Raw genomic sequence first — 25,667 nt, 5'->3', positions numbered from 1 at the left:
GCTCGGGCCCGAGCGCATGCGAGGGAGGTCAGCCGGCCGCCGACGTACCCGCCCCACGAGTCGCAGAACCGTCCGGCAGCCAGCGGACATACCGCAGTCCGCGGCGTTCCCTTTCGGTCAGTCCACCCCAGATCCCGTGCTGTTCCTTGTTCTTCACGGCATCGTCGCGGCACGGGATGCGGACCGGGCAGGCCGCGCAGATGTCCCGGGCCGCTCGTTCCCGGCGTTGCCGCTCGCCCCAGGTCTCGTCCTCGGGGGCGTAGAAGGTGTCCGGTCCGATGAACCGGCAGCGGGCGTGCAGACGCCAGTGGTGCCCGTCGTATGGGTCCGGGACTTCGGTGGGGCTCGGGGCGAAGGCGGGGAGTGTCATGTCGGTTCCGGGGTCAGGCCATGAGGGCGGTGAAGCGCCAGTCCAGCACGGGTGCCGGCGCGTCGGTGCCGCGGTGGGCGTGGACGATCGAGCGCAGTTCGAGGACGCCCCCGCCGCCGTCGAGGGGCTGGGCGGAGTCGATGTGCAGGTCGCTGGTGAGGGTGTCGCCCTCGTGGACCGGGCCGGTGTGGTCGCACGAGTGCCAGCCGAGGACGGTGACGAGGTTGGGCAGCGCGCGGGTGGCCTGGGCCAGGGCGAGGCCGATGGTGTGGCCCCCGTACACCAGTCGTCCTGCGGCGCCGACGCGTTCGTCGTGGTGGGTGGCGGCGATGTTGAGGGTCAGGCGCGCGAGTTCGGGTGCGCTGGAGACGACGTCGCCGCTGGACCGCAGCACCGCACCGGCGAGCGACGGATCGAAATGCGGTCCCGGAACGCGGGTCCGGTAGGTGGCGAGGTCCCAGTCGGCGGGGGCGGACCACCGCGGCGGTTCCTGCGGGCCGATCGCGGACAGATCGTCGGCGCGCACGACGCGCGCGGGATCGGGATTCTCGCTCAGCGGCAGCATCGCGCACCGGTAGAAGTCGAGGACGGTGTGCCCGTTCTGGTCGACGGTGTTCATGCGCAGCGCCGCCAGCCCGGTGGGCTTGCGGCCGGGCTTGGCCGAATTCTCCTTCAGGCCCACCACTTCGGTGGTGGTGTAGAGGGTGTCGCCGATATGGGGGAAGCGGTGGAAGCGCAGGCCGCGGTAGAACAGATTGGCCTTGACGTGGTGGGTGACCAGGGTGGACTGGCCGATCGCCAGGTCGGTGACGAGGCCGGCGTGCGCGACGGGCCCACCGGCGACGGCCGCCGACAGGTGCGCATCGAGGGGCAGGCGCAGCCGGTCGCCGAGGATCGCCTGGTGGGCGGCGGCGAGGCCGTCGGTGATCGTGACGGCCGGGGCGGTGTCGAAGACCTGGCCGACGGTGAGCTCGTCGAAGTAGGGTCCGCCGACCTCGGTGGCGGTGCGTGCGGTGGTCATCTCACTTGTCTCCGATCAGGGCGAGGGTGCGGCGGGCGGCGACGGCGACCGCCTCGTCGAGCATCTGTCCGTCGAGCTGGGCGGCTCCGGCGCCGCGGGCCTCGGCCTCGGCCAGGGCGGCCAGCACCCGTCGGGCCTGCTCGGCCTGCGCGTCGTCGGGGGTGAAGGCCGCTGCGGCCGAGTCGATCTGGGCCGGGTGGATGACCCACTTGCCGTCGAAGCCGAGGTCGGCGGTCCAGCGGGCGGCGCGACGGAAGTCTTCGTCGTCGGTGATGGACAGGAACGGTCCGTCGATCGCCTGCACGCCCGCGGCGCGGGCGGCGTGCAGGAGGCGGTCCTGCACGTACAGCCAGTGCTCGGGGGCGGCGGTGCGGGCGCGGCCGAGCGCGGCGCCGAGGTCGGCGTAGCCGAGGATCACCGCGGCCAGCCGGGGGCCGGTGACGATCTCGTCGAGGCGGGTCACCCCGGCCGGGGTCTCGATCAGTGCCTGCACCACGAGGTCGGCATCGCCCGCCTCGGTGAGGATCCGGTCGGTCTCGGCGAGGTCGGCCGGGCCCTCCACCTTGGGCACCACGATCGACGACAGGGCCGGTCCGAGGGCGGCGCAGGCGCGCAGGTCGTCGGCGAACCACGGCGTGCCGGGACCGTTGACGCGGACCGCGATCGCGCGGCCGGTGCCGCGGGTGGACACCAGATCGGCGACGAGGTCGCGGGCGGTGTCCTTGAGGGCGGTGGCGACGGCGTCCTCGAGGTCGAGGACCACCTCGTCGGCCGAGGAGGCCAGCGCCTTGCCGGCCTTGCGTTCGTCGGAGCCGGGGGCGACGAGCACGGCTCGCCGGCGGCGGGGCTGCGCAGGATTCACGGATCAACCTCTGCTGTGGGGCGGTCGGGAACGGGATAAATGTACGGCCATTGTCCGGTCCGGCGCTACCCGGCGCCGACTCATAAGCGAGGACTGGGGCGACACATAGGCCGTTCAGGGGGTGTCTCGCGCCCAGAGGTATTGACATCGCGAGGGCGTGAGGCCAAAAATGGCCGTACAAATGACGGGTGGGATCGCAGGTCCCGTGTCGATTCGAGGATTTTCCGTGAGCTACCTGAGCGACGAAGAGACCTTCCTGGTCAAGACGGTGCGCGAGTTCATCGACCGGGAGGTCAAGCCGTCGGTGCAGGAGGTCGAGCACGCAAACGAGTACCCCGAGAAGTGGATCGAGCAGATGAAGCAGATCGGGATCTACGGGCTGGCGGTGCCGGAGGAGTACGGCGGGATGCCGGTGTCGATGCCGTGCTACGCGCAGGTCACCGAGGAACTCGCCCGCGGCTGGATGTCGCTGGCCGGCGCGATGGGCGGGCACACCGTCGTCGCCAAGCTGCTGTCGCTGTTCGGCACCGAGGAGCAGAAGCGCACGTACCTGCCGCGGCTGGCGACCGGTGAGGTGCGGGCGACGATGGCGCTGACCGAGCCCGGCGGCGGCTCGGACCTGCAGGCGATGACCACCACCGCCCGCCGGGACGGCGACGACCTGGTCATCAACGGCGCCAAGACGTGGATCACCAACGCCCGCCGCGCCGGGCTGATCGCGCTGCTGTGCAAGACCGACCCGGCCGCCACCCCGCGGCACAAGGGCATCTCCATCGTCCTGGTCGAGCACGGGCCCGGCCTGACCGTCTCGCGGGATCTGCCCAAGCTCGGCTACAAGGGCGTCGAGAGCTGTGAGCTGAGCTTCGACGGCTACCGTGCCCCGGCGACGGCGATCCTCGGCGGTGAGCCCGGCCGGGGCTTCGCGCAGATGATGAAGGGTCTCGAGACCGGCCGCATCCAGGTCGCGTGCCGCGCCCTCGGTGTCGCAGCGGCCGCGCTCGAGGACTCCCTCGCCTACGCGCAGCAGCGCGAGAGCTTCGGGCAGCCGATCTGGAAGCACCAGTCGATCGGCAACTACCTGGCGGAGATGGCCACCAAGCTCACCGCGGCGCGGCAGCTGACCCGCTACGCGGCGGAGAAGTTCGACAGCGGCGAGCGGTGCGACATGGAGGCCGGCATGGCCAAGCTGTACTGCTCGGAGATCGCGATGGAGATCGCGCTGAACGCGGTGCGCATCCACGGCGGCTACGGCTACTCCACCGAGTACGACGTCGAACGCTACTTCCGCGACGCCCCGCTGATGATCGTCGGCGAGGGCACCAACGAGATCCAGAAGGGCGTCATCGCGTCCCAACTGGTGGCCCGCGGCGGCCTGTGACCAGCCGTCACTAGGATTCATGGTCGTCATGGGCGAACGCGACACGGAACCGGCGTACGCGCAGCTGTCGCGACGGCTGCGCGAGGCCGTCGACGCCGGTGAGTACCGCGGCGGCGTCCGCCTGCCCACCGAGGCCGAACTCGCGCAGCGTTACGGGCTGAGCCGGCAGACGGTGCGGCGCGCGTTCCAGGACCTCGTCGCCGACGGCGTCGTCTACCGGGTGCCCGGCCGCGGCACGTTCGCCAACGAGGACGGGCGGCGCTACCGGCGCCAGCTCGGCTCCATCGAGGACCTGCTCGACCTCGCCGCCGACACCACGATGGAGATCGTCGCGCCGCTGCGCCGCGGCGTGCACATCGAGGCCGCGAGCCGGCTGCGCCTGGACACCGATCTGGTGCACGCGGTGGTGCTGCGCCGCGTGCACGACGGGATCCCGTTCGCGCTGACCACCGTGTACCTGCCCGATCACGTGGCCGCGCACGTGCAGGGCGCCCCGGAGCTCGCGGCCGGGGCGTCGAGCCGGAACACGGTGATGGGCCTGCTCGAGCCGTACCTCGAGCACCCCATCGTCGAGGCGGCCCAGACGATCACCGTCGCGCGGGCCACGGAAGAGGTTGCGCGCGAGCTGAACTGCGGGCCCGGACATCCGCTGCTGCGGGTGGACCGGCTGTACTCGAACGATGCGGGCGAACCGACCGAGCTGTCCGTCAGCTACTTCCTGCCCGAGCACTACACGTATCGCGTCACCCTCCGCCGCGCCGGGCACCGGCCACTGCGGCCCTGACACAGGAGAAATGGAACATGCGGACCTTCAACGGAATCGACGAGATCGAGGCGGCCGTCGGCGAGGACCTCGGCCACAGCGACTGGCTCGAGATCACCCAGAAACGGGTGAATCAGTTCGCCGATGCCACGGGCGACCATCAGTGGATCCACGTCGACCCCGAGCGGGCGAAGTCCGGGCCCTTCGGCCGGACCATCGCCCACGGCTACCTCACCCTCTCGCTGCTGCCCGTCCTCGGCTCGCAGATCTTCGCCATCGAGGGCCTGAAGATGAAGATCAACTACGGCGCCAACAAGGTTCGCTTCCCGTCGCCCGTCCCGGTGGGTTCGAAGGTGCGGGCGACCGCGAAGTTCGCGTCCCTCGAGCGCACCGCCAAGGGCGCGAACCTTACCGTCACCTACACCGTCGAGGCCGAAGGCGCCGAGAAGCCGGCGCTGGTCGCGGAAACCATCGTCGTGCTCGTCGCGTAGCGGTCCACCAGCCTGCGGACGGACGCGGGTACAGGCACGTCGTCCGCGACCCACGGCGCGGCGACCGGCCGGCCCGCGACCGTCCGCAACGGGACCACGCCCGCCCAGGAGCCGTCGCTCATGTCGGGCGCGGACGGGGGTGCGTCGCGGATCTTGACCGTCCACTGCCCCGGCCGGATGGGCAGCGCCAGGGTGGCCGTGGCCGCCAGTTCCTTCCTGGTGTGTGCCCGGGTTTCGGCGCTGCGCCCCGGTATCAGGCCGTCCGACAGGACGTCCAGTGCGCCGGCGGACTCCTCTGCGGACAGGACGGTGACTTCGCCTCGGACCACTGCGGATCGGAAGTTCGCGGACGAGTGGAACAGGTCCTGCGCCACGACGACGCCGTCGAGGATCGACACGCACACGGCCACCGGCGCCCCGGACGTCCCCAGGCGCAGCGCGCCCGCTCCGGTGGAGCCGTGCAGGAGGAGCCGGTCGCCGTCGCGCGCGTAGAGCATCGGTACGACCCACGGCAGGCCGTCGACGACGGTGGTGAACGTGCACGTGACCGCCGCGTCCAGTACCGCGTCGAGGTCGGCCCGCCGGGTCCGGGCCCGTTCGGGATAGCGCCTGATGTTGTCCATGCAGGCGAGCCTCGTCGATATGCGGACCGATGAACAGATCCACAAGACCCGCCGAATCCAGGACCAGTATTGTCGTGCCGTGCCCCGCGTCGCGCCCGTCGTCCATCTGACCTTCGAGCTGCCCGACACCGGCGCCCCCTTGCGGCAGCGTCTCGCCGAGGCCGTCGTCGACCGGATCCGGTGCGGTCACATCCGGGTCGGCGATCTCCTGCCGTCGACCCGCACGCTGGCCGCGGAGCTCGGGGTGTCCCGCGGCTGCGTGGTCGAGGCGTACGACGAGCTGTGCGCCTCGGGCTTCGCTGTGGCCCGGGCGGGCTCGGGTACGCGCATCGCGGCCGGCGCGGACGTGGCGGCCCGGGCGCACGCCGCATCACACCCGGTCGTGGCCGCCGCGCCGCCGTCGGAGCCGGACCGGGCTCGTCGCGCGCCCGTACTGGACCTGCGGCCGGGCATTCCGGACCCGGCGCTGGTCTCGGACGCGGAGTGGCGCCGGGCCTGGCGTGCGGCCGCCGCGGCACCACGCACCCTCGGCGTCGCCGATCCGGATGCGCATCCGGAGCTGCGCCGGGCGTTGGCCGATCACCTCCGGCGGACGCGGGGCCTCGCCTGCGGCCCGGACGAGATCGTCGTGCTGCCGGGCGTCGCCGCCGCGATCCGGGTGCTCGCGATCGCCGCGACGCTGCGGGACCGCGACGTCGCGTTCGAGGACCCGGGATACGGCCGTGCGCGACGGGCGCTCGTCGGCGAGGGCGCCCGGCCGCGGCCGATCCCGGTGGGGGAGGACGGTCTGGATCCCGACCTGGTGCGGGAGACCGACGCCGCGGTGTACTGCACACCCGCTCATCAGTATCCGATGGGGGCGCGCATGCCGGTGTCCCGTCGGGCACGGCTCGTCGCCCGTGCCGCCGAGACCGGGACTGTCGTCGTCGAGGACGACTACGACGGCGAGTTCCGATACGACGTGTCCGCACTCCCGGCGCTGCGCAGCATCGACGGCGGGCGCGAGTGCGTCGCCTACGTGGGGACCGCCTCGAAGATCCTGTCGCCGGATCTGCGGCTCGCGTGGCTGATACCGCCGGTCCCGCTGCGTTCGCGGATCGCGGCAGCCGTGACCGAGAGCGGGGAGGTGGCGTGTTCGGTCACCGCGTCCGCGCTGGCCCGGCTGATCGAGTCGGGGGCGCTGTCGCGGCATCTGGCGCGTGCGTCCCGCACGTACCGCGCCCGGCGGTCCGCGTTCGTCGGTGCGCTACGCGATCTCGAGCGGTTCGGCGTGTCGGTGACCGGTATCGAAGCGGGTTTGCATGTGGTGCTGCGTTTTCCGGAGGACGTCGACGACGTGGCGGTCGCCGCCGCAGCACGACGGCTCGGGGTGGAGAGCGCGCCGCTCAGCACGTACAGCGCGGCCCCCGGCGGTCCGCGCGGACTCGTGTGCGGGTACGCGCGGTTGCCGGAATCCCGGGCGGTGGACGCGGCCGACGCGATCGGGGCGGCCCTGCGCGGTGTGTCCTTCGGACTGTCCTAGCCGCCCAAAGGACGCACCGGCGGCGGAGCCGCCTACGTGTTGCAGCCGCGGGCGGCGACGGGCCACCGGTCGACGACCGTGTCCCCGGCGACGACGATCAGGTCGTCGGCGAGATTGACCGTGGTGCACACGTGATTGGGGATCACCCGGACCCGGGTGCCGAGCGCGGGGCGATCGGCGGCGTCCGGCCACTGCACGCTGGCGTGGTGCTCGGACAGCGCGACGATCCGCGCGTCCGGTGCGCCCAGGATGCGGCCGTAGCCCGTCGCCCAGGCGGCGCGATCGGCGCCGAGCACCTTGCTGCCGGCGTCGAGCACCACCGTGTCGTCACGCGCCGACACCACCGTCGACAGCGCCGTCAGCGCGATCGCGTCCGCACCGGCCGTGCCCAGCTCGACCTGCTGCGCGTCGCCGAAGACGTACACGCCCGGCCGCAGCTCGGTGGCAGCCGGCACGTCGAGGTGCGCGGTGGGGGTCGAGCCGCCGCTGACCACGCTCGCGTCGTGTCCGGTGGCCGCCACCGCCGCCACCGCCCGGCTCAGTGCCGTCGCCTCGTCCGCCGCCGCGGCGGCCGGCCGACCGGGCCCGTAGGAGTGCCCCGGGAACGTGAACACGCCGCGCACCTCGAGCCCGACCGAGGCGGCCGCGACGGCGACCGACCCGGCCCGCTCCGGGGCGACCCCGGTGCGGTGGTGACCGCTGTCGACCTCGACGAGCACGTGCAGGCCCGGTCGGGCGTGCTCGGCGAGTGCCCGCGCGCCCTCGGCCGAGTCCACCCCGACGGTCAGGCGGACCTCCGCGGCGAGCGCACGCAGCCGGGCCCCGCGCGCGGCGTCCGTCCACAGGGGATACGCGATGAACAGGTCGCGGAAACCGACATCGGCGAAGACCTCGGCCTCGGAGACCGTCGCGACGGTCAGCCCGACGGCGCCGGCGGCGATCTGGCGACGGGCGATCTCGACGCACTTGTGCGTCTTGGCATGCGGGCGCAGGGTCACGCCACGAATGCGTGCCGCGTCGGCCATCCGCGCGATGTTTCGGTCGAGGACGTCACGGTCGACGAGCAGAGCGGGGGTGGCGGGGACGGCCGGGAACGCGGGCATGGCCGCACTCTATTCGTGGCCCCGACCGGTCCGGCGCCTGCCCGGCGAGTTACCGAAAATAGAGAGCGGTCGTCCTCTTTCTCGCTATGCTCGGTGCATCGACGTGAGGGAGGTCACATGGACACGACACCGGCGCCCGCCGAGTTCGACCTGGTTGTCCGCGGAGGTCTGTGGTTCGACGGCACCGGCGCACCCGGCGTCGTCCGCGACCTCGGTGTCCGGGACGGCGTGGTGGCGGCGGCGAGCGCCGAACCGCTGCCCATCGGGCCGGACACCGAGGTGATCGAGGCGGAAGGCCGGTGGGTGATGCCCGGCTTCGTGGACCCCCACACCCACTACGACGCCGAGGTGCTCGTCTCGCCCGGCCTGCCCGAGTCGGTGCGGCACGGCGTCACCACCGTCCTCATGGGCAACTGCTCGCTCTCGACGGTGTTCGTGCCGCCGCTCGACGCCGCGGACCTGTTCAGCCGGGTCGAGGCGCTGCCCCGCGAACACGTGCTCGCCGCGCTCGAGCAGGGCAGGACCTGGTCGTCGCCCCGGGAATACGTCGCCGCGCTCGACGCCCTGCCGCTCGGCCCGAACGTCGCCGCGTTCATCGGGCATTCCGACGTCCGGGCCGCCGTCCTGGGGCTCGGCCGCTCCACCGATCCCGCCAGCGCTCCGAGCCGTGCCGAACTCGCCGCGATCGAGGCCGGGATCGAGGACGCCCTCGACGCCGGATTCCTCGGCGTGTCCACCATGACGAATCCCTGGGACAAGCTCGACGGCGATCGCTACCGCTCCCGCACGCTGCCCTCGACCCACGCCTCGTGGTCCGAGTTCCGCCGGATACACCGCATCCTGCGCCGCCGCGGCCGCGTCCTGCAGGCCGTGCCGAACCTCAACACCAAGTACGACGTGGCATTCTTCGCCCTCGCCACCACCGGCCTGGGCCGCAAGCCGATGAAGGCCGCCGTGCTCGCCGCCGCCGACACCAAGGCCGAACGCTGGGTGCACCGCATCTTCGCTCCGATCGCCTTCGCCGCCAACCGGATCGGCCGCGGCGCCTTCCGCTGGCAGCACCTGCCCACCACGTTCGAGGTGTACTCCGACGGGATCGACCTCGTGGTGTTCGAGGAGTTCGGCTCGGGGCGGGCCGCCCTGCACCTGAAGGAGGAGGTCGCCCGCAACGAGCTGCTGCGCGACGAGGCGTACCGCCGCTGGTTCCGGCAGGACTTCGACAAGAAGTTCTCGCCGCGCGTGTGGCACCGCGACTTCGACGACACCACCATCGTGGAGTGCCCCGACGCGTCGCTCGTCGGCCGCTCCATCGGCGACGTGGCGCGCGAACGCGGTGTGCACCCGGTGGACACCTTCCTGGACCTCGTCGCCGAACACGGACGGAAGTTCCGCTGGCACACGGTGATCGCGAACGATCGGCCGGAGGTGGCCAACCGGCTCCTGCGGCAGCCCGGCGTGACCGTCGGCTTCTCCGACGCCGGCGCGCACCTGCGCAACATGGCGTTCTACAACTACGGCATCTGCATGCTGCGCCGCATCCACGAGTACGCCGGGCGCGGAAAGCCCGTCATGCCGCTGGAATCGGCGATCCACAAGCTCACCGGTGAACTCGGCGACTTCTACGGCATCGACGCCGGGCACCTGCGCATCGGCGACCGCGCCGACCTCGTGGTGGTCGACCCGGCCGGTCTGAACGAGGACACCGACGCCTACCACGAGGCGCCCATGCCCGAGTTCGGCGGACTGAGCCGCATGGTCAACCGCAACGACGCCGCCGTCACCGCGACCGCGGTGGCCGGGCGCGTGGTGTTCCGTGCGGGCGAGTTCGTGCCCGGCTACGGCGCCACCGTCGGCACCGGGCGCTTCCTGCGCGCGGGCGTCGACGCGCGTGGACCCGTGCCGGCGCGGAGCGGCACCCGATGACGGAAGCGCCGGAGCGAGAACGACACCCGGTCGCGGGGCGGCGCACCCAGCAGCAGCGCCGCACGGCCACGATCGAGCGGATCCTCGACGCGACCGTCGAGGCCCTCGGTGAACTCGGCTACACCGCCACCACCATCGGGGAGGTGTGCCGCCGCTCCGGGGTGTCCTCCGGTGGGGTGTTCCGGCACTTCCCGGCCCGGCTCGATCTGATGGTCGCCGCCGCCGACGCCGTCCGCGAGCGGCAGTTCGCGAACTTCCGGCTCGGGCTCGCACAACTCGGTGGGCCCGGCGACAGCCCCGAGTCGGTCCGCGAGTGCCTGCGGCTGCTGCGGGCCGCGTGCCGCGCCCCGATCAACGCCGCCTGGTACGAACTGCTCGGCGCGGCGCGCACCGATCCCGCGCTGCGCGCCCGTCTCGCTCCGATGGCGCAGCGGTACCACGCCCAGATCGCCGAGTTCGGCCGCACCCTGCCGATCGCCTCCCGGTTCGAACCGGCGGAATTCGACACGCTGCTGTTCACGATCGTGCACCTGCTGGACGGGGAGGCCGTCGCCGCGGTGGTCCACCCGCAGCCCGAGCAGGAGGAGCCGCGTCTCGCTCTGGTGGCCCAGCTGGTGACCGGAAGGTGAGAGCGAAGTAGGTTCGGGTAATGAGCATCGACAACGAATCGGCGCCGAAGTGGTTCGTCGAGGCACTTGCCGCGCCGGTGGAGACCGGCAACGTCGAGGTCGCCGGCGTCTCGATCGCCTACCGCGCGTGGGGTGAGGAGGGCCGTCCCGGCATCGTGCTGGTGCACGGCGGGATGGCGCACTCGCGCTGGTGGGATCACGTCGCACCCCAGCTCGCCGAGGGCCGGCGCGTCGTCGCGCTGGACATGAGCGGGCACGGGGACAGCGGCCACCGCGACGGCTACTCCCTCGAGCTGTGGGCCGCGGAGGTGCTCGCGGTGGCGCAGGCCGGCGGGATCGCCGGGCCCCCGGTGCTGGTCGGCCACAGCATGGGCGGGATCGTCTCCTTCGCGGCCTCCCATCTGTACGGCGACCGGCTGGACGGGGTGGTGATCCTCGACTCCCCGATCCGGGACCTGACGCCCGAGGAGATCGAGATGCGGGCGCAGGCCGCGCGGGAGCGCAGTGGCACGAAGGTGTATCCGACGGCGGAGGAGGCGATGGCGCGGTTCCGGCTGGTCCCGCCCCAGGAGACCGCCGAGCCGTACGTGCTCGAGCACATCGCGCGGCAGTCCATGCGGCAGGTGCCCGGGGGGTGGAGCTGGAAGTTCGACGCCCTGCGGATGACCAAGGACCGGCGCACCAGCCTCGAGAGCTTCGAGGCGAAGTGCCGCATCGCCTACTTCCGCTCGGAGAACGGCATCGTCGGTCCCGACCTGCTGGCCCGGATGCGGCCCCAGTTCGGTCCGGACGCGCTGGTGACGGATCTGCCGGTCGCGGGACATCACCCGGTCATCGACCAGCCGCTGGCGGTGGTCACCGCCGTGCGCACGGTCCTGGCGGCCTGGTCGCCGGCGTGAATCCGATCCGGCCGGTGGCGGTGAAACTGGGGAGCCAGCCGTGGCTGCCGCGGTTCGGCAAGCAGATCGTCACCGTCGACCACACCATCCAGCGGGTCACGTTCGGCCGCGTCACTCTGCTCACCCTGGCCGGCCTGCCGGAGCTCGTCCTCACGGTCCGCGGCCGCAAGAGCGGGGTCGAGCGGAGCACGCCGCTGCTGGGCGTTCCGCACGACGACGCCTGGCTCGTCGCCGGCTCGAACTGGGGGATGCCGGAGCTGCCCGGCTGGGCCCGCAATCTCGACGCCGCCGACGAGGCCCGGGTCACCTACCGCGGCCGCGAGACCGTGGTGGTACCGCGACGCTCGGAGGGCAGCGAGCGGGCGATCCACTGGGAGGTGCTGGTGGAGGTGTGGCCCAACTACGAGGTGTACGCCCGGCGCACCGAGCGGGAGATCCCGATCTACGTCCTCGCGCCGTACGAGGACTGACAGGGCTCGCCGAATCGGTCAGGGTCGGCATCGGCCCTCCGACGAGCCCTGCGTGCGGTATCTGCCCGCGTTGCTAGTCTCGAACCGTGCGGGAGGCTTCGGAGTTCCACGTGCGGGCGCCCGGACCGGCCGACGCCGATGCGATCGCTCGGGTGCTGATCGTCACCTGGCGCGCCACGTACGGGCACCTTCTCCCGAGCTCCTTCTTCGACGACGACGCGCTCGAACAGCGGACGGCCATGTGGCGCTCCATGCTGAACGGACCGCGGCGGCCGCCGCGACTACGCGTTGCAGAGGCTCACGGGGAGATTGTCGGGTTCGCTTCTGCAGGCATACCGATAGACGACGAGGACCCCGTCCGAGATCTTCAGCTCTACACCCTCTATCTCCTGCCCGAACACCACGGGAGTGGTGCGGGGCAGGCACTTCTGGACGCGGTTCTGGCCGGGGACCGTGCGCAACTCTGGGTCGCCGAGGACAATCCCCGCGCGCACAGCTTCTATCGCCGCAACGGCTTCCTGCCCGACGGAGCGGAGAAGAACTACCCGGGCACGGCTCTCGTCGAAGTCAGACTCGTCCGATAACCGGCCCCCTGTGACAACCACCGCGAGCGACGGGTATCCCTGTCTGCAGCGCCGGGGCCGGGCGGAACCGCAGTCGGGGCCCGGCGGGGGCTGCTTCCCCGGACCGGTCGCCGCGCCCCCTCGGAACACCCGGGAGCAAGGTCAGCGCGTCTCCGGTTCGTCGGCGTAGTAGTCGCTCTCCAAGACCACGGGCGCGACCGTTGCCGGCGTCGTGTCGCCCGCGCGCCGTCGTGCGGAGAACATCGCTCCGCGGGCCGGCACGTGTGGGGCAACCCGCGCGAGACCGGTCGGCTCGGCCATGTCGTCGTAGATCGCCTCGACGCCGCCGCGCATGAAGTAGGTCTCGTGCCAGAACCCGGTGCCGCCGGAGTCGCGCAGGAACGTGCGCCACCAGAGCCGATGCGGGTCGGAGCGGGTCCAGCGTTCCAGACTGTCCAGGTCGCGCCAGTATTGCCGCATCCCGGCGTGGGGCGGAAGCAGGGACCAGATGAAGTCCTCGTGCAGCAGCAGCCCGTCGGGCTTGTCCTTCCACGATCGGTTGATCTGCGGTCCGAGCCCCAGCATCCGCAGCAAGCCGCGAGGACGATTCACGCGCATTCCGAGGTAGACGACGACCAGGTCCGGGTAGCCGGACAGGTCGATGGTCGAACGGTCGACACGCATGACACGGTCCTTCGTCGGCAGGTGGCCGTCGGCCTTCGTTTCGAGCAGACCCTTGAGGTTCTCCAGGTTCACGGCAAATTCCCGTCGGAGGCCGGCGGCAACCAGCGGGTCACCGAGCTTGAAGAGGCCCCTCTGCTCCATCCGCATGCGGCACGTCACCCGGGTCCCGTCGGCCGTCGTGTCGGTCAGATACGCCGCCTCGAAACTGCTCGGTCCCGAAGCCCCGGTGAAGGTGATCTTCGTGTTCGGCTCGTAGTGGACGTACTCGTTGGTCAGCTCGAGCTTGCGTCCCATGAATCTACGGACAGCGACATGCCTGGTACCTACTCCCGGCGGTCCGTCGGTGATCCGGCGTACTTCCAGCAATCCGTCTTGCCATCGGGGAGCGTTGGTCTGGTCCGCGACAAAGGTGAATACTTCGCCGATCGGGCGCGCGATGACAATGCTGTCCTCGACTTCGATCATGGCGGCCTCCTATCCGGCCTCGCACCGCCGCGCCCCCACCGGGTGTGAGTGATGGTGACCGGTCTCCGGTCCCTGAATCTACGTCTTCGGACACGGCATTCATGTCTTCGGACACGGTTTCGGTGCGTAGACCGCTCCCCTTGCCCGAGCACATATTCGATCTTCGAATGACGGCCGGTCGCTGCGGCAGCCGGCGCAACCGGCCGGGGTCGTCCTTCTCGAAAGTTGATCAGCTCACGCCATCTCGGGGACGTGCAGGTGCGCGATGGCGAGCTCGAACTCGCAGGTATCGAGCACCTCGGCGCCCGCCGCGCGAGCCACTTCGGCCCGGATGCTGTCGACGCGTTCTCTGCTGCGTTCCATCGCCTCGGCGCTGTCGAACGTCAGCGACGACACCCCGCGACCCGCGGCGCGGTCGAGCATCAGGCTGGCGCTGCAGAAGCCCTCGAGTTCCTCCATCTGGGGCAGTGCGGCCATCTTCCACATGTCCACGCCGCGGTCCATGTGGGCCGGCTCGGTCTTGACCCATGTGACGCGGCACCAGGCCCCGCGCTCGGAATGGTGGTCGCGATGCATGACAGCGATCTCCCACCGCGAGACCTCCGTGGTGCCGTGGAAGATCTCGGCGGCGGCGTCACGCAGCGTCCGCACCGGGCCCTCGCTGGCGCGTAGCGATTCCTCGTCCCGCCACGAACTGGTCGCGATGCACCGGCCCGAGCCGCGATCGATCAGCAGGGACATTCCGAGGCAGCCCTCGATGTCCGCCAGCGCGGGCATCACTGTGTCGCGTACGTGCTTGATCCCGGCGTCGATGTACGACGGATGCGCGTGAATTGTGGTGGAGCGTGCGAACATGATCGGCACCCTTCTCCTCAGGGCGGCGCCGACGCGGCGTCGCCGGTCATTCCCCCGTGCTTCACCCTGCTCCCTCAATCCGCCGGAGGCAATGGGCGGTGGCCGATTCTCTCGGCGGCCAGGAGCGGTCGCAGTCGTCGCGGGCTCGCGGGGTCTCGTGTTTTCCGAGGTGCATGCCCTCGGTGTCCACAGCAGAATGCTGCGCCGGTGTTGTGTCACCACGCCGTCGGGTGCGTCTGCGCGTTGTCCGACGGGTACGGGAGGCGCCCGTTCCATGGGTCGATGCAACGATCGGAAGGCGTTGCAAACCCGAGACGTCTCCAAGGTGCCGGAGAGCGGGTCTCCAGCAGGAGCAGAGCGGTCGTCACTACCGCTGTGGTGGGACACCCGTCCGGGTCCGGGTCCGGACGGGTCGTCGGGGGACGGGCGGTCAGCCGGCGGGCAGGTCGCGCACGTACCGGCCGGGAGCGGCGTCGAGCGCGGGATGCTGCGCACTGCCGGGTGCGTCCGGCGCGGCGGTTTCCTCCCCGCCGCGGGCGAGCACCCAGTCGGACCAGGCCTGCCACCAGCTGCCCTGCTGCCGCTCGGCGTTCTCGAGCCAGGCATCCGGGTCCGGGCCGGGTGTGCCCCCGGTCCAGTAGTGTGCCTTCGGATTGCCCGGCGGGTTGACCAGGCTGGCGATGTGCCCGGAGAAGCTGAGCGCGAATTCTGTTTCTCCACCGAGCAATTGGGTGGTGCGGTAGCAGTTGCGCCACGCGGTCAGATGGTCGGCGATGGCGCCCGAGACGAACGTGGGCACGGTGATCGACTTCAGGTCGACGGGCGTGCCCAGCACGGCGAGCCGGCCGGGCTCGACGAGCACGTTGTCACGGAAGATGTCGAGGAACTGACCGTGCAGGGCGCCGGGCAGGTTGGTGCCGTCGTCGTTCCAAGCGAGGATGTCGAAGGCCGGTGGGGTGCGACCCATGAGGTAGTTGTTGACGACGTAGTTGAACACCAGGTCGTTCGGGCGCATCCAGGTGAACGCGGACCCCATGTCGCGGGCGCTGATGATGCCCTTGCGGCGGGACCGGCCCTTGGCGAACCGGATCAGGCCGGGCCGGGCGAACGCGCCGAGCAGTGCCGGATCGCCGAAGTCCAGCATCGTCACCGCATAGGCCATGCTGTGCACTCGGGTGTCGCCCTGCGCGGCAAGGTGATTGAGCACCGTGGTGGCGATGATCCCGCCGGCGCAGAAACCGATCAGATTCACGTCGTCGCTGCCGGTGATCTCCCGCACCTCGTCGATCGCCCGGATCACCCGGCCCGCGTACGTGTCGAAGTCCCAGTCGCCCTGCTCGGCGGTGGGATTGCGCCACGACAGCAGGAAGGTCTGCAGGCCCCGGCCCACGCTGTACTCGACGAAGCTGCGTCCCGGCCGCAGGTCCAGGAAGTAGTACCGGCCGATCGGCGGGGGCACCACGAGCACCGGCCGGCGGCGGACCGTCTCCGTGGTCGGGGTGTACTGCAGCACCTCGGCGACCTCGTCGCGGGAGATCACCGCACCCGGGGTCACCGCAAGGTCCTTCCCGACGGTGAAGGCGCCGCGCTGGACCATCGACGGCATGCCCCGGTTCTCGATCAGATCGGAGACGAAGTGCTTGGTGCCGCGTGCGAGGCTGAGTCCGGCGGTGTCGAACGCCTCCTTCAGCGCCGCGGGGTTGGTCCACAGGTAGTTCGTCGGGGCCAGGGCCGCGGTGAGGATGTCGGCGGCGAACCTGGCCTCGGCCGTGCGTCGCGGGCCGATCGCGCGACCGACCTCGTCGACGACTCCGTCGACGGCCTCGGTTGCCGCCAGATAGGTCTGCCCGAGCCGGCGGTAGGCGGGGTTCGCACTCCACGCCGAGTCGGCGAACCGGCGGTCTCCCTTCGCCGGAGCCACCGTCGACCGGCCGACGGCGATCTTCGCCAGTTCCCTGCCGAACGACACGCCGTGCCGGGCCACCGCCCGGCCGTGACCGAACACGTCGGCCAGGGCGCCGACGGCCGGCCCGAGCCTCGGTGGCGCGACGTCCTCGCCACCCCCGATCGACTCCTCGACGCTCTCACCGATCACGGTTCGTGCCTGGACCATCATGCGCCTCCCTTCGACTCCTGGATTGTCTCACCGAATTGATGCTGTGACGTCCAACAGTATCGAATTACATTAGGCGGTAAGACATTCAGACGGTATGTATCCTTGTCGGCATGACGCGGCCGCTCGGGGGCCGGCGCCCGGCGAACCGGGACGAGCGTCCAGTTCCACGCCCGCGAGCCGGAGGTGACGGTCGAGACCGCCGCGGACGAGTTCGCTCGGGTGGCGGACACCGCGCCCCCTGCGGCCCTGAGGCCGCAGCCCAGGCTCGTCGGCTCGACCAGGTCCCGGAGATGGTCGTCGATGCCGTGCATCTGCTCGAGGACGTTCCGTCGAGGAGATCGAGGTGGTGCTCGATTACGACCTGAGGCTACCGCCGTCCCGTCGCTGTCCTGACAGCCGAGTCCGGCAGCCGCGTTTCGGCCCAGCCGTGGTTTCCGGCGAGGGTCCGCTCCGTGAGACGCCCGGCTCGGGTCTCGAGCAGATTCCTCGGAAACGCGGGCGAAGCCCTACCGCCAGGGGCACACTCGAGACAGGACTTCGTCTTCCCCGGTCCGGACCGGGGAAGAGGGTTGAGGGCAGGCCGTCGTCCGTGAGGAGCAGCACCCTGTTCGGGTACGACCACACCGTCAACTACGCCACGTGCTTCTGAGCCCGCGGGAGGAGCCGCGACGCGCGTCGCCCTCCTCGTGTCGGCGCGATCGCTCGGGTTCCGCCATCTCACGGCCCGGAGCACCCAGTTGCGGCGCAGAAGACTCCGTGCCCAGGGATCGGCGCAATGCTGTCCGGCCTTGCGTCGGAGATTCGGCGGCCGTATCGAGAGATGCGACGTCGAGAAATGACCACGGCATGCCCGGCCTGACCTGACCGCAGAAGGGGAACCGGTTCGTGTACCGACCGACGTTGCGTCGCCGCCGCCCGCGGTGCCGTGCCCGACCGGCGCCTTCTCCACGGCCCGGTCCGTGGACCGCGAACGATCTCGTCCTGCGAGGCACCACTGCCGCCGATCTCGACGCCACAGCGCAACTGCACATCGAGCAGCTGCCTGTCGGGTTCTTCCCCGCTCTGGGGCCGCGTTTCATGCGTCGCTGGCACAGGACATTCCTCGACTCACCGCATGCAGTGGCGTTCGTCGCGGTGCGTCGGTGCGACTCCGGCGAGGACGTGTGCGCCTTCCTGTTCGGATCGACCGACGAATCGGCACACATGCGGGCGGTGCTGGCCGAGCGCCGCTGCATGCTGGCCCTGGCGTCGACCGCAGCCTTGTCGCTGCTGCATCACCCACCACTGGCGGTGCGGTTCCTGCGCACACGGGCGGGGCCGTGGACCCGACGCCTTCTTCGCACGATCACCTCACGGCCTGCCGCGCACTCGGCCCAGATCGATCCCGTGCCGGTAGCTCTGCTGGCCGCGGTCGCCGTCCGGCCGCCGCTGCAGGGTAGCGGGGTCGGTGCGTGCCTGGTCGAGCTGTTTCTCACCCATGCGCACGAGCGGGGCGCTGCAACAGCCGAGCTGCTCACCAGCGCCGGCCCGGACGGCGCCGGCGCGTTCTACGAACACCTGGGATGGAGCCCGGTGCGAGAACACCTCACCCGCGACGGCGTCGCCGTACGCAGCTATCGCCACCCCGTCGTGCCTCCGGCCCGCCCCGGCAGTTTCTGCGACCGGTGCGGGACAGATCCCTGATGAATCTGACCCGGCGTCAGCTGTTGACGTTGCTGACCGCGGGCTCGGCCGCCGCCGTGGCATCGTGCGCCGTCGAGTCGACCCCGTCCGAACCTGCGCACCCGGCAACCACGCCGACACCGCAGCAACCTCACCCTGGTCCCGGAGCCGGCCCACTTCGTTCTCCGTTGTCCGCCGACGCGAGTCGCTGGCGGCCGGCCCCAGGCGAAGTGTCCCCGGAGATCAAGCGCACCGCGGCGGCGTTTCTGGAAACCGCCGGCAACTGGAGCGACGACGGGACGGCCGTCGACAACCTCGTCCGGGCCGGCGCGTCACCGGCGGCGGCAGCGACCGCGTCCGTCCTCCAACCGGCCACCGCCCGCGCCGGGGAACTGACCGTGGTCTATCCGCAGTACGGCGGGCTGGCCCGCGACACCGCGGCGGTGATCGCCTTGGTCGGTCAGAACCTGCGCACCGTCTCGGGGCCCTGGATCCGAGAACTCGTCGTGGACGTGCGGCTGGCTCGAGAACCCGGCGGCAACTGGACCGTCGAGCGACTCGTCCCACCGACCTCGCTGGGTTCGCCGCTGCCGTTGACCGACACGGCCGCAGCGGTGCTCGCCGACCCGAAGATCGTCCTGCCGGACCCCGCCCGGAGCGACGTCCGCACCGGCAGGATCGACACCCAGCTGCTGGCGATACTTCACGCACTGTCCCGGGAGTTCACCCTGACGGTCCAGGTGATGCATACCGGCCACATCCAGACGGTGTTTCCGACCGCGCGGGTGTCCAACCACGCCGTCGGACGAGCCGTGGACATCCGCGAGATCGACGGTCGGCCGGTGGTCGCCCCGGCCGGTGACGATCGACCGCTTCGACTGATGCGGCGAGCCGCCGAGTTGGGGGCCACCGAGGTCGGTGGACCTGTCGACCTCAACGGAGTACGCAAGGGCTTCTTCTCCGACCGCGTCCACCACGATCACATCCACCTCGGTATCACCCCCGGCGACCCGCCGGCGCACCTGCGGTAGGTGCTCGCCCCTGCAGGAGCTGCACCAGGTCACCGCATCGGGCACCCACAACAGCGGCTTCTGCTTTGCCCACAGATGGTGGTAGGTCGGACCGTCGTTCCATCGCCGAAGCACGCCAGGCGCGGACCCGGGTCGAAGCAGCCGCTCGCGCGCAGGAGCAGGCTGCGCGGGCGGCGGTGGTGCATCTGCGCCGCCCTGGGCTGTCGGTGCGGGATATCGCAGTGATCCTCGGTGTCAGTCCGCAACGGGATTCGCAGCTCGACCGTGAGGCAGTCCGAAAAGCGAGTTTCTCGCTTTCATGTCGGTGCGAGGGAGCCATGGGCCGTATGGTCCTGGGCGCTCGTCGTATCGGACGGTGCGGCTGTCGCCAGCGGCAGGGAGGTGGTCGACCGGGAGGCCGAAACGATGCCGCATCGGGGCCGGTGCGATTATCGTCGGCACTCGATGGACACCGGCTGGGACGAACACGCGGTGCGGGCGCTGCGTGCCGCTCTGCACACGAGTACCGACACGGTCCTCGAGCTGGTGCGGGGACGACCCGCCGATGCGGTCTTGCAGTTGATCGGTGACGCGCTCGTCGCGGCCGTCGACGATCGGCTGCCCGGAGCGCGGGAGGTGGCCACCCGGTGCGCCGCGGCGCTGCACGTGCGCGGCTGGACCGGAGACGCGGAGCTCGCCGACCAGCTCGAGGCCGCACTGGCCCGGGCCACTCCGATGCTCCGGCCACTGCCGGTCGATCTCGACGAGCTGTCCTCGCTGCTCGAAGGCGACGTCGTCTACGGCGGCGGCCGTCTCGACCTCGAGACCGGGCACACGTGGCCGGCCATGGTCATCGACGAGATGTCCGACGACGATACGGACGGCGACCCCGACCGCTGGTTGTTCGTCGAGTGCGTCGGATCGCGCCCCGGTTACCGCGACATGGAGGTGTTCCTCGACTCGGTGGCCGATCCCGCCCTGGCCGAGCAGCTGCGCATCGCGCTCGGTGGGCGAGGCGCTTTCCGCCGCTTCAAGGACGTGCTCTCGCAGTCGCCCAACGAGTTTCACCGGTATCGGCTGTTCTCGGACGAACGCAGAGCTGGTCGCGCCCGCGCATGGCTCACAGACCAGGGGTATCGGGTACGTCCCCGCCATATCGGATAGGTACCGGGCTCGCGGAGCACGAGACGGGCCCGGAGTCGAGTCCTCTGACAGCGTGCTCGTCGGCGATCTGCGTCATTTCCTCGAGCTGCCGGACGAGGCTCCCGGCCCGGCGCGCCGTCTCGCCGAGCAGTCGGGTGCGCCGGTGCGGGCCGCCACCGCCGGGAATCGGGGTCCGCTGGGTCAGTGCGCTGCCGTGCCGAGGAGCCCGGTGCACCACCTCCGGATCCCGGACGAGGTGGCCACGACACTGTGGAGCTCATGCTGCTCGATACCGACTGCGAACGGGCCGTCTTCCGCGCGTACGTCCGCGGCATAACGACGCGCCACCCGACGATCGTCGAACGACGCGCCCCCTGGCGCGCCGACGTCGGACCGGGATGGACCCGGCCTGCCCGTCGCGCGGCTTCGGTATACGGCGACACCGGATAAAGTGTTTGACTGCAGAGCATTACAGCACTTTTCCTATCGTCCTTCTGGGGCCGGTTGAGCGTAACCCGGAAAACGTCCACCACCGTTCGTCCGGGCCGGCGGCCGAGCTCAACCACACCGGCACGCCCCCGCGCCGTCGGCGGCGTGCACGGGTAAGCGCTGTTCATCCGGAAGAGAACCGATTTGCGTTCCACCTCAACGGGTTTGGTGTATCGCTCGGATGTGGTCGGTCAGTGCACCTCACGGACGTTCACCGAGGCACGGACCGAATCGGGCATCGCCGGCTCGATCGGTGGCGTCGGGGACGCCCTCGACAACGCGATGAGGGAACCGACCGTAGGGCTCTACAAGGTCGAATTGATCCACCGGGCCGATTGTGGTCCGTGCGGACGCAAGCGGAGAAGTGGAGACGGAAACCGCGGAGTGGGTGCGCTGGTCAACGCGGACCGGCTGCATTCGTCGATCGGATACCTCTCGCCGATCGACTACGAGACACGCTCTCGCGAACCCCGTCCCACCGCCGCCTCAGGCCTCGAGGTGGCCTGAACGAGGTCTCCACTCGATCCAGGCCGGTTCATCGTGCCGTCGGCAGCTACTTCTCACGGGCCCGAGTGCGACGGGCTACCTCAGGCGCCGGCGCTCGGCCCGCGGAGGTATCTGCCGAGGTAACTCTCGTCGAGGGCGAGTGCTTTGGTGATCGTCGCGGCACCCACGATCACCATCGACAGCGCGAACAGCCAGCTGATCGAGGTGAACACCACCCCCAGGGGACCGAACTTCGTCTCTGCTGTGGCTGTAAGCTTCGGCAGCACGATCCGACCTGCGGCACGGACCACCGTGAGGCCTGACGCGGTGAGCATCCCGGTGGCCCACAGCACGCGACCGGACAACGCGCCCCTGGTGAGCAGATACGGGCACACGGTCCACACGACCGCCCACACCGCCAGTTCGCCGAGGATCGCCAGCGACCTGCCGACGAAGTGCGGACCGGACACCTGCCGTATCACGCCGATCAGCGCAGCCGACGCAGCGACCAAGAGGAGGACCACCAGCCACCGCCAGGCATCGCGGGCGCTGATCGGCGGCACGTTCCAGATCTTTGCGTAGATCCGTGCCAGGGTCCGGGTGAATGATGTGCCGCTGATGGCGACCAGCAGCAATCCGAGGACACCGAATGCCGCGAAGGTCGGGTCGGTGGCGTCGTATTCGCTGGTCCAGGCCGACAGGTCGGTCGAGTCGATACCGAGTTGTTCCTCGATTGCGTGGGTGGCCAGATCCCAGTCACTGAAGATCGAGGCGGCTATGATCAGCGGCAGTACCGAGGTGAAGATCTTGGCTGCGAGGCTCATCGATCGGTCGGCGAGCTCGATGTCGATGAGTCCGTCGATGACACGCCGGACCGTCCGTCCCGGTGGTGTTCCCTGCAACCAGCCGTTCGCGGATTCGGTACGCGCGGCGAGGGCTTCTCGGCCCAAGGCGACTGACAGTTTGGTTGGACGCACAGAGTCGACTCAACTCCACGATAAGGCGTTTGTCACCGCATCACCCGGCTCGGACTCCGGGATCCGAAACCGGGGTGGTGTGAGGGCGGCGTGCCACCTCCCGCAGTCGAATCGACGCCCACCCAGGGTCGATCTCGGGCGCCTGCATCCCCGGACCGGCAACCCGGTCCCGCCGGCCGGCGACCCCGTCTCGTCGCGGCGGCAGTCTGCGACACCGGGCACGTCACCGACGGTGATCTCCTTGTTCCAGGCGTGACGCCGTGGGCCTGCGGGGCGGATAATGGCGGCGGGTGATCGGTGCTGGGCCGAGTCGAGGGCGGTCGGCATGCAGTGGCAGCAGCGTTGGGCGGTCGAGGGTGTACAGACCGGGGTGCTCATCGTGCGGTCTCTGGTCGCGGAGGCGCTCGAGGAGGTCCCCGCGGGAGTCGCACTGCGCGATGTTGCGCTGACCGACGATCTTCGGTGCCGCTACGAGCGTGCCCGCCGGTTGTTGGCCCGTGCGGTGGCCGAGGCGCGGGCGCTCGGTGTGGTGGTGGCCCCGGTAGCCGAACTCGACCCGGACCGGCTTTTTCGGGCGCTGCGACCGGATGAGTCGGGGACGAATTAGAGCACCCGCCGGTCGGCCGGAGCCGACGGCGGCGCCCGTGCCGAGCCGGGCGGCGAGCAGCGCACCCGTGGGGACCACCGGCGCCGGAATGACGCCGAGGGCTGGTCTTCCCTAGCGCATCCCGGTCACCGTGGAGCGGTGGTCCGTCGGTGGCATCCGGGCGGCCGGACTTCTGGAGTCCGACGGCGATGAGTTCGGCCGTGGTTTCAGTCTGTATCCACACCCGATCACCCGCTCTCGAGGAGAGCATCAGGACCGCTACCTCCACCTTCGACGTCTTTTCCAGCCCGGACGGCTACGGCTCCCACCGCGGCAACCGGGGCAAGCAGGGCCCCGCGCTGCTCGACCACCGCCTCGCCCTGTACGACGCGGAGCGGGCGGATGGTCCTCGGAGCCACTACCTATCGGCAATTCGTGCGACTGCCGGCCTCGAGGACCGAGGAGTCCGGCGCGAACGACTCATGGGTCACCCGGATGAGGAGCATGCCGCACGGTGTGTCGACCATACTGGAAGGGGCCCTCGACTGGCCGAACGCGACCGTCGCGAGCGGTGACGCCGTCGACGTCGTCGCGCGGCTCGAGGAGGAGACGATCGGTGCCGTCTTCTGCCGTTGGTGGAGGCGATCGGCACGCCGCTGCCGTATCAGCTGTGAGAAACCGGATCTCGGGCTGAAAGGCCACACCGACGGCTGGTCGTCCTGTGGTGAAGCTTCCTCGGACCCACCTCTGCAACGTCAACTCGGCAGAGGTGACTGCGCCTTACCCCCGCGTCCGCAGGTCGGCGCGCATCGTGGAGTGGAGCCGCTCGTAGGCGGCCTTCTCGGCGTCGCGCTCCCGGACGCGCCGGGGATTCTCGAGGTCTCCCGGCAGGCCGTTGCGCTCGAGCCGGCGCCGGCGGTTCTGCGCCATGTAGGCGGCGGAGAAGAACAGCGCGAGGGCGACGCCGAGCCCCATCGTGGACAGGCGCAGCCACACCGGGCCGGGCAGGAGCAGGAACGCGGCGTACAGCGGGAGGAACGGGACCTGGCTGCGGACCATGTGGCGGGCGACGGCGTGGTCGCCGATCAGGTCGTTGCGCACCCACTCGCGCATCGAGGCGGGCAGGGGGCGGCCGACGGCGTAGGCGAGCCACTGGAACGGGCCGGGACGGGTGCGCATCTCTCGGGCCTTTCGTGCGGGGGCGACACCAGGAGTCTACGCAAATAGATCGTGCATTAACTAATCGCAGGCTAAATATGCCCGATGTCACCGCCGGTTCCGTGGATCCGTATACGTACACGAGAACGTGTTCTATATTTCGAGGCATGTACGAGTGGTCCGACACCGATCTCATGTTCCGTGACGCGCTGCGCGGATTCATCGACAAGGAGATCCGCCCCCACGTGGATCGGCTCGAGAGCGGTGAGCTGCCGCCCTACGACATCATCCGCAGACTGTTCTCCGCCTTCGGCATCGACGAGCTGGCCCGCGACGGGCTCAACAAGGCCCTCGCCCGGGAGGAGGCCGGCGAGGCGTCGTCCGCCAAGCCGGGCGGCGGCATGGGCTCCGGCGGTATGGCGGCCCTGCTCAACAGCGAGATCGCCGGGGTCAGCCTCGGGCTCGTCGCTTCGATGGGCGTCAGCCTCGGCCTCACCGCGGGCACCATTCGCAGCCGCGGCACGCTCGCCCAGAAGAAGCGGTGGCTGCCCGAGCTGGTGACCTTCGAGAAGGTCGGCGCCTGGGCCATCACCGAACCCGACTCCGGGTCGGACGCCTTCGGTGGAATGAAGTCCACCGTCCGGCGCGACGGCGACGACTACATCCTCAACGGGCAGAAGACCTTCATCACCAACGGTCCCTACGCCGACGTCCTCATCGTGTACGCCAAGCTCGACGAGGGCGACCCGAGCATCGACCGCCGGGACCGCAAGGTGCTCGCATTCGTGCTCGAGAAGGGCATGGAGGGACTGACCCAGAGCCCGCCGTTCAAGAAGATGGGGATGAACTCCTCGCCCACCGGCGAGCTGTTCTTCGACAACGTCCGCATCACCCGCGACCGGCTGCTCGGCGAGACCGAGGAGGGTGGCCGCAGCGACGGCAAGGAGAGCGCGCGCGAATCCTTCGCCGCCGAGCGGATCGGCATCGCCTACCTGGCCCTCGGCATCATCGAGGAATGTCTGCGCCTGTGCAAGGACTACGCCCGCACCCGCAAGCTGTGGGGAGCGGAGATCTCCCGGTTCCAGCTGATCCAGCTCAAGCTCGCCGAGATGGAGATCGCCCGCATCAACGTCCGCAACATGGTGTTCAGCGCCATCGAACGCACGGAGGCCGGCAAGCCCGTCGGCCTGGCCGAGGCCTCGGCCATGAAGCTGTACTCCTCGCGCGCGGCCACCGACGTGGCGATGGAGGCGGTGCAGCTCTTCGGCGGCAACGGCTACATGGCCGAGTACCGCGTCGAGCAGCTCGCGCGGGACGCGAAATCGCTGATGATCTACGCGGGCAGCAACGAGATCCAGGTGACGCACATCGCCAAGGGCCTGCTCGCCGAGTGACCGGGACCCCGGGCCGGGCCGCGCG

General features: G+C 70.4%; 24 protein-coding genes and 2 pseudogenes. 16 read left to right on the top strand and 10 right to left on the bottom strand.

Annotated elements, in window-relative coordinates; translation table 11 throughout:
• Positions 1–28: 28 nt before the first annotated feature.
• The 3 genes from HFP48_RS23485 to HFP48_RS23475 are packed head-to-tail and all read right to left on the bottom strand — an operon-like array spanning position 29 to position 2,220.
• Complete coding sequence (locus HFP48_RS23485) at positions 29–370, bottom strand: WhiB family transcriptional regulator (RefSeq protein ID WP_006941435.1); 342 nt, start codon at positions 368–370, stop codon at positions 29–31.
• A 13-nt stretch (positions 371–383) separates the two neighbouring features.
• On the bottom strand, positions 384–1,391 hold the full coding sequence (locus HFP48_RS23480) for a MaoC family dehydratase (protein ID WP_168580129.1): 1,008 nt from the start codon (positions 1,389–1,391) through the stop codon (positions 384–386).
• Position 1,392: 1 nt separating this feature from the next.
• The gene (locus HFP48_RS23475; RefSeq protein WP_037201171.1) at positions 1,393–2,220 is read right to left on the bottom strand and encodes a CoA ester lyase; all 828 of its coding nucleotides are present in this window, start codon (positions 2,218–2,220) and stop codon (positions 1,393–1,395) included.
• Between the two features lie 259 nt (positions 2,221–2,479).
• On the opposite strand from HFP48_RS23475, the gene HFP48_RS23470 reads away from it, so the two are divergent.
• From HFP48_RS23470 to HFP48_RS23460, 3 genes are read left to right on the top strand one after another with little or no spacing between them, the layout of a single operon-like run.
• Positions 2,480–3,631 (top strand): acyl-CoA dehydrogenase family protein, encoded by a 1,152-nt coding sequence (locus HFP48_RS23470; RefSeq protein WP_006941441.1) that lies wholly within the window; start codon positions 2,480–2,482, stop codon positions 3,629–3,631.
• A gap of 19 nt (positions 3,632–3,650) precedes the next feature.
• Positions 3,651–4,415, top strand: a complete 765-nt coding sequence (locus HFP48_RS23465; protein WP_029546198.1) for a GntR family transcriptional regulator — start codon at positions 3,651–3,653, stop codon at positions 4,413–4,415.
• Positions 4,416–4,432: 17 nt separating this feature from the next.
• On the top strand, positions 4,433–4,885 hold the full coding sequence (locus HFP48_RS23460) for a MaoC family dehydratase (RefSeq protein WP_043802723.1): 453 nt from the start codon (positions 4,433–4,435) through the stop codon (positions 4,883–4,885).
• Here HFP48_RS23460 and HFP48_RS23455 read toward each other — a convergent pair.
• A complete protein-coding gene (locus HFP48_RS23455; RefSeq protein WP_043802719.1) occupies positions 4,813–5,508 on the bottom strand; it encodes a pyridoxamine 5'-phosphate oxidase family protein in 696 nt (231 codons plus the stop codon). The two genes, HFP48_RS23460 and HFP48_RS23455, sit on opposite strands and share 73 nt — an antisense overlap.
• A 19-nt stretch (positions 5,509–5,527) precedes the next feature.
• On the opposite strand from HFP48_RS23455, the gene HFP48_RS23450 reads away from it, so the two are divergent.
• On the top strand, positions 5,528–7,030 hold the full coding sequence (locus HFP48_RS23450) for a PLP-dependent aminotransferase family protein (RefSeq protein WP_206531093.1): 1,503 nt from the start codon (positions 5,528–5,530) through the stop codon (positions 7,028–7,030).
• A 32-nt stretch (positions 7,031–7,062) separates the two neighbouring features.
• Here HFP48_RS23450 and HFP48_RS23445 read toward each other — a convergent pair whose 3' ends face one another.
• Entirely contained in the window at positions 7,063–8,133 is a 1,071-nt protein-coding gene (locus HFP48_RS23445; RefSeq protein WP_043802717.1) for an alanine racemase, read from the bottom strand.
• Positions 8,134–8,250: 117 nt separating this feature from the next.
• On the opposite strand from HFP48_RS23445, the gene HFP48_RS23440 reads away from it, so the two are divergent.
• The 5 genes from HFP48_RS23440 (at position 8,251) to HFP48_RS23420 (ending at position 12,638) form a co-directional block, all read left to right on the top strand.
• Complete coding sequence (locus tag HFP48_RS23440; protein ID WP_168580128.1) at positions 8,251–10,056, top strand: amidohydrolase family protein; 1,806 nt, start codon at positions 8,251–8,253, stop codon at positions 10,054–10,056.
• Positions 10,053–10,685: a TetR/AcrR family transcriptional regulator gene (locus tag HFP48_RS23435; protein ID WP_102800415.1), complete on the top strand. Its 633-nt coding sequence runs from the start codon at positions 10,053–10,055 to the stop codon at positions 10,683–10,685. The genes HFP48_RS23440 and HFP48_RS23435 overlap by 4 nt, the downstream gene beginning before the upstream one ends.
• A gap of 20 nt (positions 10,686–10,705) precedes the next feature.
• A complete protein-coding gene (locus HFP48_RS23430) occupies positions 10,706–11,584 on the top strand; it encodes an alpha/beta hydrolase (RefSeq protein WP_072636302.1) in 879 nt (292 codons plus the stop codon).
• Between the two features lie 14 nt (positions 11,585–11,598).
• Positions 11,599–12,054: a nitroreductase/quinone reductase family protein gene (locus HFP48_RS23425; RefSeq protein ID WP_231772428.1), complete on the top strand. Its 456-nt coding sequence runs from the start codon at positions 11,599–11,601 to the stop codon at positions 12,052–12,054.
• Positions 12,055–12,140: 86 nt separating this feature from the next.
• A complete protein-coding gene (locus tag HFP48_RS23420; protein ID WP_231385953.1) occupies positions 12,141–12,638 on the top strand; it encodes a GNAT family N-acetyltransferase in 498 nt (165 codons plus the stop codon).
• A 141-nt stretch (positions 12,639–12,779) separates the two neighbouring features.
• Here the strand turns inward: HFP48_RS23420 and HFP48_RS32190 are convergent, their stop codons facing one another.
• The 3 genes from HFP48_RS32190 to HFP48_RS23400 all read right to left on the bottom strand — a co-directional run bounded on the left by HFP48_RS32190 (position 12,780) and on the right by HFP48_RS23400 (position 16,734).
• Positions 12,780–13,766: a DUF4188 domain-containing protein gene (locus HFP48_RS32190; RefSeq protein ID WP_006941462.1), complete on the bottom strand. Its 987-nt coding sequence runs from the start codon at positions 13,764–13,766 to the stop codon at positions 12,780–12,782.
• Between the two features lie 234 nt (positions 13,767–14,000).
• Complete coding sequence (locus tag HFP48_RS23405; protein ID WP_006941464.1) at positions 14,001–14,630, bottom strand: antibiotic biosynthesis monooxygenase; 630 nt, start codon at positions 14,628–14,630, stop codon at positions 14,001–14,003.
• Positions 14,631–15,051: 421 nt separating this feature from the next.
• On the bottom strand, positions 15,052–16,734 hold the full coding sequence (locus HFP48_RS23400; RefSeq protein WP_168580642.1) for an alpha/beta fold hydrolase: 1,683 nt from the start codon (positions 16,732–16,734) through the stop codon (positions 15,052–15,054).
• 888 nt (positions 16,735–17,622) lie between these two features.
• Between HFP48_RS23400 and HFP48_RS23395 the strand changes: the two genes are divergently transcribed.
• The 4 genes and pseudogenes from HFP48_RS23395 to HFP48_RS31725 all read left to right on the top strand — a co-directional run.
• Positions 17,623–18,420 (top strand): GNAT family N-acetyltransferase, encoded by a 798-nt coding sequence (locus HFP48_RS23395; protein ID WP_246872464.1) that lies wholly within the window; start codon positions 17,623–17,625, stop codon positions 18,418–18,420.
• 209 nt (positions 18,421–18,629) lie between these two features.
• Positions 18,630–19,430 (top strand): hypothetical protein, encoded by an 801-nt coding sequence (locus HFP48_RS23390; RefSeq protein ID WP_006941473.1) that lies wholly within the window; start codon positions 18,630–18,632, stop codon positions 19,428–19,430.
• 444 nt (positions 19,431–19,874) lie between these two features.
• Positions 19,875–20,573, top strand: a complete 699-nt coding sequence (locus tag HFP48_RS23385; protein ID WP_158507581.1) for a UPF0158 family protein — start codon at positions 19,875–19,877, stop codon at positions 20,571–20,573.
• A 585-nt stretch (positions 20,574–21,158) separates the two neighbouring features.
• A pseudogene (locus HFP48_RS31725) lies at positions 21,159–21,548 on the top strand (IS3 family transposase); the annotation flags it as partial.
• A gap of 80 nt (positions 21,549–21,628) precedes the next feature.
• Here the strand turns inward: HFP48_RS31725 and HFP48_RS23380 are convergent.
• Positions 21,629–22,477 carry a hypothetical protein gene (locus tag HFP48_RS23380; protein WP_202917340.1) on the bottom strand — a complete coding sequence of 283 codons (849 nt, stop codon included), beginning with the start codon at positions 22,475–22,477 and terminating at the stop codon, positions 21,629–21,631.
• A 352-nt stretch (positions 22,478–22,829) separates the two neighbouring features.
• On the opposite strand from HFP48_RS23380, the gene HFP48_RS23375 reads away from it, so the two are divergent.
• Together HFP48_RS23375 and HFP48_RS31720 are read left to right on the top strand one after the other, a co-directional pair.
• Complete coding sequence (locus HFP48_RS23375; RefSeq protein WP_006941479.1) at positions 22,830–23,111, top strand: hypothetical protein; 282 nt, start codon at positions 22,830–22,832, stop codon at positions 23,109–23,111.
• A 226-nt stretch (positions 23,112–23,337) separates the two neighbouring features.
• Positions 23,338–23,702: pseudogene (locus HFP48_RS31720) on the top strand (deaminase); the annotation flags it as partial.
• A gap of 168 nt (positions 23,703–23,870) precedes the next feature.
• Here HFP48_RS31720 and HFP48_RS23370 read toward each other — a convergent pair.
• Positions 23,871–24,269, bottom strand: a complete 399-nt coding sequence (locus HFP48_RS23370; protein ID WP_065922066.1) for a DUF5313 family protein — start codon at positions 24,267–24,269, stop codon at positions 23,871–23,873.
• 146 nt (positions 24,270–24,415) lie between these two features.
• Here HFP48_RS23370 and HFP48_RS23365 point away from each other — a divergent pair, with 146 nt between their 5' ends.
• Positions 24,416–25,642: an acyl-CoA dehydrogenase family protein gene (locus HFP48_RS23365; RefSeq protein WP_072636293.1), complete on the top strand. Its 1,227-nt coding sequence runs from the start codon at positions 24,416–24,418 to the stop codon at positions 25,640–25,642.
• Positions 25,643–25,667: the final 25 nt, after the last annotated feature.

The sequence above is a fragment of the Rhodococcus sp. DMU1 genome (genome assembly GCF_012272955.1).
GTDB classification, from domain to species: domain Bacteria; phylum Actinomycetota; class Actinomycetes; order Mycobacteriales; family Mycobacteriaceae; genus Rhodococcus; species Rhodococcus aetherivorans.
Note: the sequence above shows the minus strand (reverse complement) of the source record. Positions and strands in the feature narration are given on the sequence as shown.

Excerpts from the sequence above, each read along its gene's own strand:
- HFP48_RS23485 (WP_006941435.1), bottom strand. The coding sequence starts at position 370 with ATGACACTCCCCGCCTTCGCCCCGAGCCCCACCGAAGTCCCGGACCCA.
- HFP48_RS23480 (WP_168580129.1), bottom strand. The coding sequence starts at position 1,391 with ATGACCACCGCACGCACCGCCACCGAGGTCGGCGGACCCTACTTCGAC.
- HFP48_RS23465 (WP_029546198.1), top strand. The coding sequence starts at position 3,651 with ATGGTCGTCATGGGCGAACGCGACACGGAACCGGCGTACGCGCAGCTG.
- HFP48_RS23460 (WP_043802723.1), top strand. The coding sequence starts at position 4,433 with ATGCGGACCTTCAACGGAATCGACGAGATCGAGGCGGCCGTCGGCGAG.
- HFP48_RS23455 (WP_043802719.1), bottom strand. The coding sequence starts at position 5,508 with ATGGACAACATCAGGCGCTATCCCGAACGGGCCCGGACCCGGCGGGCC.
- HFP48_RS23450 (WP_206531093.1), top strand. The coding sequence starts at position 5,528 with ATGCGGACCGATGAACAGATCCACAAGACCCGCCGAATCCAGGACCAG.
- HFP48_RS23445 (WP_043802717.1), bottom strand. The coding sequence starts at position 8,133 with ATGCCCGCGTTCCCGGCCGTCCCCGCCACCCCCGCTCTGCTCGTCGAC.
- HFP48_RS23440 (WP_168580128.1), top strand. The coding sequence starts at position 8,251 with ATGGACACGACACCGGCGCCCGCCGAGTTCGACCTGGTTGTCCGCGGA.
- HFP48_RS23435 (WP_102800415.1), top strand. The coding sequence starts at position 10,053 with ATGACGGAAGCGCCGGAGCGAGAACGACACCCGGTCGCGGGGCGGCGC.
- HFP48_RS23430 (WP_072636302.1), top strand. The coding sequence starts at position 10,706 with ATGAGCATCGACAACGAATCGGCGCCGAAGTGGTTCGTCGAGGCACTT.
- HFP48_RS32190 (WP_006941462.1), bottom strand. The coding sequence starts at position 13,766 with ATGATCGAAGTCGAGGACAGCATTGTCATCGCGCGCCCGATCGGCGAA.
- HFP48_RS23400 (WP_168580642.1), bottom strand. The coding sequence starts at position 16,734 with ATGGTCCAGGCACGAACCGTGATCGGTGAGAGCGTCGAGGAGTCGATC.
- HFP48_RS23385 (WP_158507581.1), top strand. The coding sequence starts at position 19,875 with ATGGACACCGGCTGGGACGAACACGCGGTGCGGGCGCTGCGTGCCGCT.
- HFP48_RS23375 (WP_006941479.1), top strand. The coding sequence starts at position 22,830 with ATGCAGTGGCAGCAGCGTTGGGCGGTCGAGGGTGTACAGACCGGGGTG.
- HFP48_RS23370 (WP_065922066.1), bottom strand. The coding sequence starts at position 24,269 with ATGCGCACCCGTCCCGGCCCGTTCCAGTGGCTCGCCTACGCCGTCGGC.
- HFP48_RS23365 (WP_072636293.1), top strand. The coding sequence starts at position 24,416 with ATGTACGAGTGGTCCGACACCGATCTCATGTTCCGTGACGCGCTGCGC.